The 6,973-nt window shown below is 45.2% G+C and carries 5 protein-coding genes and 1 pseudogene; 3 read left to right on the top strand and 3 right to left on the bottom strand.

Going from position 1 to position 6,973, the window contains the following annotated elements; genetic code table 11:
- Positions 1-1,042: ATP-binding protein (locus H6S82_RS13050; RefSeq protein WP_191056291.1), on the top strand; the 1,042-nt coding region annotated here is incomplete at its 5' end.
- A 386-nt stretch (positions 1,043-1,428) separates the two neighbouring features.
- Here the strand turns inward: H6S82_RS13050 and H6S82_RS13055 are convergent.
- Entirely contained in the window at positions 1,429-2,607 is a 1,179-nt protein-coding gene (locus H6S82_RS13055; RefSeq protein WP_190475738.1) for a sulfate ABC transporter substrate-binding protein, read from the bottom strand.
- A 434-nt stretch (positions 2,608-3,041) separates the two neighbouring features.
- Here H6S82_RS13055 and H6S82_RS33470 point away from each other — a divergent pair.
- Together H6S82_RS33470 and H6S82_RS13060 are read left to right on the top strand one after the other, a co-directional pair.
- Positions 3,042-3,176 (top strand): annotated as a pseudogene (locus H6S82_RS33470) (HNH endonuclease); the annotation flags it as partial.
- Positions 3,177-3,275: 99 nt separating this feature from the next.
- Positions 3,276-4,457, top strand: a complete 1,182-nt coding sequence (locus H6S82_RS13060; protein WP_190475736.1) for a glycosyltransferase family 4 protein — start codon at positions 3,276-3,278, stop codon at positions 4,455-4,457.
- A gap of 121 nt (positions 4,458-4,578) precedes the next feature.
- Here the strand turns inward: H6S82_RS13060 and psbA are convergent, their stop codons facing one another.
- The gene (gene psbA, locus H6S82_RS13065; protein WP_191056292.1) at positions 4,579-5,661 is read right to left on the bottom strand and encodes a photosystem II q(b) protein; all 1,083 of its coding nucleotides are present in this window, start codon (positions 5,659-5,661) and stop codon (positions 4,579-4,581) included.
- A gap of 245 nt (positions 5,662-5,906) precedes the next feature.
- A partial coding sequence (locus tag H6S82_RS13070) for a hypothetical protein (protein WP_347339494.1) occupies positions 5,907-6,973 on the bottom strand: 1,067 nt, incomplete at its 5' end.

The following is a 6,973-nucleotide window of genomic DNA, read 5'->3' on the forward strand; positions in this document are numbered from 1 at the left end:
CCGATCGCACTCTCCCCCCGACTCCCCCCAAAGCCAAAATCCCTCACCGATCGTCGATTTAACAGACGCACCCGAACTAACTAACTTTTACGATCGCACTTCCGAACTATCTACCCTCAAAGAGTGGATTTCCGAAGCACGCACGCGCTTGATAACTATATACGGATTAAGTGGAATTGGCAAAAGTTCGATCGCACTCAAACTCATCGAAGAAATCCAAACCGAATTCGATTACATTATTTGGCGAAGTCTCAGTGACACTCCCACACTTTCAGTACTGCAAACCGAACTCAAACAATTTTTTTCGCGATCGCAACAAAACCCATTACCCGCAGTCATCGATTATTTGCGTTGCGATCGCTGTTTAGTCATCCTTGACGATGTGCAGAATATTTTTAAAAGCGGTCAATTAGCCGGACAATATTTAGCACAATATGAAGATTATAGCAAATTCTTTAAACAAATTGCCACATCGTGTCACCAAAGTTGTTTAATCCTCCTCAGTTGGGAAAAGCCGAGAGAAGTCGCTACGTTAGAAGCAGAAAACCGCTCCACGCGCACGTTACACCTGAAAGGGTTAGGAGAACAAGCAGAAGAAATTTTGAGAGAAAAAGGTTTAACAGATGAGCAGAACTGGTCAGAATTAATTAGACTCTATCAAGGTCATCCTTGCTGGTTAAATATCATAGCTTCAACAATACAGGATTTATTTAACGGTAGCGTATCTCTGTTTTTAGCAGAACAAAATGAGATATTTTTAGGTGACTTAGAACACATTTTAGAATCTCAGTTAGAGCGTTTATCCGAGTCAGAAAAAAAGGTGAGCTACTGGTTAGCCAGTCAAGCCGAATCTGTAGATATTTCACAACCAGGCGATCGCGAATTATCTAAATCGGAATTTTGGCAAATCATCCAATCATTAGGGCGACGCAGCTTAGTGGAAAAAGTGCAAATGGGAGCGCGATCGCACTTTCACATCAATCCTGTATTTAAAGCCTATATTCAATCCAAATCAAATCCTCTCGCCGAAAAACAGTTGTAATTGTAGGTTGGGTTGAGCAAAGCGAAACCCAACTATTTATATCTTCATAAGTTGGGTTTCGTCCCTCAACCCAACCTACAAGGTTAGCTGCTTATTCGAGTAATTGTAGGTTGGGTTGAGCAAAGCGAAACCCAACTATTTCTCTCCTCACAAGTTGGGTTTCGTCCCTCAACCCAATCTACAAGTTTAGCTAAATCTACAGCCCCAGTCCAGTAAAAGAGGTTGACAAAAGCAACATAATGTGGGCTTGGCTTTAGACCCCGGCAGGGCGAAGCATTTGGACAGAAAATTTTGGGTTTTGTGCAATAAATTGTCGCCCAAATGCTTCGCCCCTACATAACACATATTTCGTTGTTTTTGTCAATTTATTCTACTGGACTGGCTCTCTAAGACTTTTTGGTGTGAATTTTGTCAAAGATAGCGCCGTCATCGAAGAATTTATTCTGAATGTTACCCCAACCTCCTAAATCTTTAGCTGTAAAGAGCGTTTGCACTTGGGGAAATTTCTTTTCCACTTCTTTTGCTACCGTGGGATCGACGGGACGAAATCCTACCGCAGCAAACTCTCGCTGAGCTTCTGGGGTGTAGAGAAATTTCACAAATGCTTCTGCAATTTCGCGAGTGCCGTGTTTATCGACATTTTTATCCACAACAGCAATAGGATTGTCGATCGATATATTTACATCCGGTACGGTATACGGAAGTTTGTCGCCAAATTGTTCCGAGAGAATCATTTCGTTTTCATAGGTAATCAAGGCATCTCCCTTACCTTGTTTAAAGAACAGATCGCTGGCTGCACGCGCACTTGCGGGTAGCACAGGTGCATTTTTGTAAACTTTGGTAGTTAAGTCCAGCGCTGTATTATCATCCCCACCAGTTCTGGTGACAAAACCCCAAATAGCAAGAAAATTCCAGCGGGCTCCGCCAGAAGTTTTGGGGTCGGGAGTCATTACGTTTATGCCATTTTTTGCTAAGTCTGCCCAATTTTTAATATTTTTGGGGTTACCTTCGCGAGTAGCAATTACACCTACAGATTTGGTCACAATTCCATCTGATGGTGCTTCTGTTTCCCAACCCGGTTGAATTAAACCTGCCTTGACAATTTTATCGACATCAAGCGCGAGTGACAGGTGTACAACGTCTGCTTCCAAACCATTAATTACAGCAGTAGCTTGGGAACCGGAAGCACCATAGCTACCGTTGACGGTGACGTTTTGGTTGTGTTCTTTTTTCCACTGCGCTTCAAATTTGGGAATGATGCGATCGTAGGCAGCTTTGGTGACAGAGTAAGAAACTAAGGTGAGCTGAACGTTATTTTTGTTACCAGTAGCGTTGGCGGCTCCACCGGAATCAGAAATTTTGCCCCCACAGGATGCGATCGCAATGCTCAAGCTAGTTCCGATCAAAAATAAGAAAACAAAGCTTTTTACAGAACTGAAATTTGACCGATTTCCTACCTCGCGTCCCCATAGCTGTCGAACAGCCTGCAATGCTCTCACAAAATAAATCACGATTTGCTCGATCGAGTACCTCCCCACTTTGGGAGTATTTTGCCACTTGCTCATCACAATCCTCCGATAATCTACGATATCTTGAGCGAGATACCGGACTTTGTGGTTATTATAAGGCTTGGTTGCAACACTCGTTTCTCATCGTGCAAGAAGCTTTACAAATTCTTGTGGGGTAGGCATCCTGCCTGCCGTTGAGATTCTTTTGGAGGGGATGTCTATTCAATTCCGGGGCGTGTGGTAGTTTAAAGCGCTTCCACGATTCCTCAAAATTCGCGACTTTAATAATAAATAAAATTTATCAATTTAACAAAAAAGAGCATTTGAATCTATCATGAATAAACTTTAAAGTAAAACTTATAGCGATCGCTTTCGTCAGTTAAGGCGTTTTTAATCGCTGAAACCCTTGATTTTAGCCCCTAACTATACCCTTGGCATTCAACTCAAGCTGTGGCAAAACTCACTGCTTAGGTCACATTTGGTTAAATTTGGCTTACGTTGGTCGGGTAGCCACTCGTGCCACTGGCAGTTTCAATATCTCAACAGCCGATGGGCTGGTTCAAGGCATTAGCCATAAGTATTGCAAACACATTCACAAAAAGGATGGGTATTCCTATGCACAGTAATTTGGACATTTTAGGGGTATTGAACCCCATAAAATGTCCGCCGTTTCCTCCCACCACTGACCCTACGGGTACAGTGGGGGTCTCCACGGGGGAAGACAGATGAAAATTTTACTTTTAAGCGTCCACCCTCCACATGGGGGCGGATCGGCTCACTCCAGCCAAGAACTAGCCTGTGGATTACGCAGCCTTGGGCATGAAGTTCTGCACATTGCGCCCTACAAAACTGCAACTCATCTAGCGCAATATCCTGGATTGATGTGGATTCAGGCTGACTTTCCTGGGGATTTAAATATTAGCGCACAGGCGCAATTAGATATCGATCGCCAAGTGCAAGCAGCCTATCTAGAAAATGGCCCTTTCGACATAGTAATTCTCGGTCGCGAATCTTTTCTCTGGCACCTTGAAGCCGTCCGCTCGGTTCATCGCGATAAACCAGTCGTACTTATAGTTCGGGGTGCTTACATCAATAGTCTTGCTGGAAGCAATTCCATTGACATTGCGGTCAAAGAACAATTGCTTAACCTTTATCGAGGCTGCGACAAAATTGTTTGTATTGCTCGGCATCTTGCCACATCTATTAACCGAGTAGTTGGCGTCAACAACACAATTTTCTTACCAAACCCGATTCATCTTCCGCCTTTCAATCCTACTACTAATCTTCCCGCTTTCAACATAAACTCTAATTACGATCGAAGACAAAAAGAGCCGATCCGTTTGCTGATGGCAGCTCAACTCAAGGCAAGAAAAAAACCGTTAGATGCAGTAGAAATTGTCCGAATTTTGGTTAGCAATGGAGAAGATGTTCACCTAACTGTGTGTGGAGATGGCCCAGATAGAGGAGAAATGTTAAACCGCATCCACCGCTATGGACTGGAAAAACAAATAGTCCTCAAAGGTAGCGTCTCCCGGCAACAAGTACTCGATTGTTTGAATAATGTAGAAACGGTATTACTTTGCTCGGATAATGAAGGGCGACCCCGCGTGCTACAAGAAGCGATCGCAGCTGGTAAAGGAGTAGTCGCCTACGATAATCCCGGTTCCCGCGAAGTAGTCAATGAATGGTTGAATCAATGGCCTTTGGGTCATCTGGTTCCGATTGGAGATATTCTTGCTGCTAGCAGAGCAATTTCAGATTTAGCCGCATATTTTCGGTCAAAACCCGATCCTTTACCTCCCCCACAATTACCTAACCCGATTGAAGTGCTTTATCAGTATGAATCGATGCTTGAAGATTTAAAAGTGCGATCGACAAAACCGGAATTAGGCGCTATCCACCGTTAAAATTTTGTTTTTGGCATTTATTTAATATGCCAGTTAGTTAAATCCTAAATCAATCATATCTCCAAAACCAAAAAGCGCCCCCCTAAAAGGAGAGCGCTTTTTGTTTAGCTAAATCTCAAACTTAGCCATTGATAGCAGGAGCAGTCATAGCAACCGGAGCTTGTACACCAGCAGCCAAATCCAGAGGGAAGTTGTGAGCATTGCGCTCGTGCATCACTTCCATACCCAGGTTAGCGCGGTTGATAATATCAGCCCAAGTTCCAATCACGCGACCTTGCGAATCCACAACCGATTGGTTAAAGTTGAAACCGTTCAGGTTGAAAGCCATTGTGCTGACACCCAAAGCGGTGAACCAAATACCAACTACCGGCCATGCACCCAAGAAGAAGTGCAGAGAACGGCTGTTGTTGAACGAAGCGTATTGGAAAATCAAACGTCCGAAGTAACCGTGTGCAGCTACGATGTTGTAGGTTTCTTCTTCTTGACCGAACTTGTAGCCATAGTTTTGGCTTTCATTTTCAGTGGTTTCGCGAACCAAAGAAGAAGTGACCAAAGAACCGTGCATAGCGGAGAACAAGCTACCGCCGAACACACCAGCTACACCCAGCATATGGAAGGGGTGCATCAGGATGTTATGCTCTGCTTGGAACACGATCATGAAGTTGAAGGTTCCAGAGATACCCAGAGGCATACCATCAGAGAAGCTACCTTGACCCAAGGGGTAGATCAAGAATACTGCGGTGGCAGCAGATACAGGTGCGCTGTATGCTACGCAGATCCAAGGACGCATACCCAAGCGGTAGCTGAATTCCCACTGACGACCCATGTAGCAGAAGATACCGATCAGGAAGTGGAAAATCACCAACTGGTAGGGGCCACCGTTGTAGAGCCACTCATCTAAGCTGGCTGCTTCCCAGATTGGGTAGAAGTGCAAGCCAATGGCGTTAGAGGAAGGAACAACAGCACCGGAGATGATGTTGTTGCCGTACAACAGGGAGCCTGCTACGGGTTCGCGGATACCATCGATGTCTACTGGAGGAGCCGCGACGAAGGCGATGATGAAGCAGGTAGTAGCGGTTAAGAGGGTGGGGATCATCAGGACGCCGAACCAGCCGATGTAGAGGCGGTTTTCGGTGCTAGTGACCCACTCGCAGAACCGTTCCCAGACGTTAGCGCTGGAGCGCTGTTGAATGGTGGTGGTCATGATTGGATGATTGCTATGTATTTTTCGAGGTTCGAGGTAGTGTTTTCTCTACCTGTTTATAGATTAATCCCTATATTTAGTTTTGTAAAGGGTTTTTGATGTTTGTTTTTATTGGTTACTTTTATCAGTGTTATAAGCTGGACTTATCTAACTTGACACACTTACTCTAAGCTTCCAGAAGGGAAAAAGGAGAGTTTTAAGTCAAAACTTAACATTCTCCAATCCCCAATTCCCCATACCCTGGATCACACAGGCGAAAGAGGCTGAAACTTAATACCAGCAAGAGTTTCCTTCATATTCAAAGCCAAAAGTCGCTTCACCGACTGATAAACCCAGTGAATAGTGCGTTGCGAATCCTGGCAGGTCTTTTGAAATCCTAGAGCTTGGCGCATCTCTTCATATACCGGATTTAAGGATACTGTATACAAATCGCAAAGATTGGGGAAGTCAGCCTGCATCTGCATTAAGCTTTTCTGCACATCCTCTGCAAACTCACAAACAGTTGTCTGATCTATATAAGGATTATCGATCAGCCAAGTGCGGACATAGACGCAAGTGCATTCCGGGTCACCAGGGACAGCCATCTTAAAAGCATCGTTCTGGACATCGGCACTTATGAAGAGAGTTTTGCCAGGAGGAATAAAGAAATTAGGCTCCGACTCGCTAGCCGTGGGATATAAAATGTAGATTCCCACAGCATTGTGATTGTCAGAACGACGCAGCACCCGTATACCTTTTGGGTATTGCCCAGCCCAATTACGCAATACCTTAACCAGCTTGTGAGGCGCAGCGGACTGATCTTTTGCCAAACGGTTATAGTAGCGAGCCATCAAATTCGCCAGGGGAACCGCATCGGTTTCCGGGTTAAAGTCATCTGGCCTAACTTGTGCGGTTTCCGGCGATTTCAAGGCGTCGGTCAGTTCCGGTAAAGGACGAATTTGAATACAAATACTTTGACCGTCGAATTCTTTTTCGATTAAACCGATCGCCGCCAGTCGATCGATCATCATACCAGCAGCGCGATCGCTCCCCCGCTCTTTTTGCGAGTAGAATATCTCCGATGCCTCCCGGTGAGTGCAGGCGACCGCCCCTTGCGGCAAATCTAAATGTTTCAGCGGTGACGCCAAGCGCTTCCCTAACTCGTGTTGCTGCTTCAGCAGTAAATAAGCCCACAACCGCACAAAGTACTCTGCCCGCCGACGGGTCAGCCCAGCTCGCTTCACCAGTCTGGCAGTGTAGATGCGCTGTTGCTCAAGCGGAAACCACTTATCTAAATATTCTGGCTTCATACGATCAGATCGGAAGAGCGTCG

It is taken from the genome of Planktothrix sp. FACHB-1355 (assembly GCF_014748295.1).
Lineage (GTDB): Bacteria > Cyanobacteriota > Cyanobacteriia > Cyanobacteriales > Aerosakkonemataceae > Aerosakkonema > Aerosakkonema funiforme_A.

What these genes read in the sequence shown, in the direction of transcription:
- psbA (WP_191056292.1), bottom strand. Translation starts at nt 5,661, where the DNA reads ATGACCACCACCATTCAACAGCGCTCCAGCGCTAACGTCTGGGAACGG.
- H6S82_RS13055 (WP_190475738.1), bottom strand. Translation starts at nt 2,607, where the DNA reads ATGAGCAAGTGGCAAAATACTCCCAAAGTGGGGAGGTACTCGATCGAG.
- H6S82_RS13060 (WP_190475736.1), top strand. Translation starts at nt 3,276, where the DNA reads ATGAAAATTTTACTTTTAAGCGTCCACCCTCCACATGGGGGCGGATCG.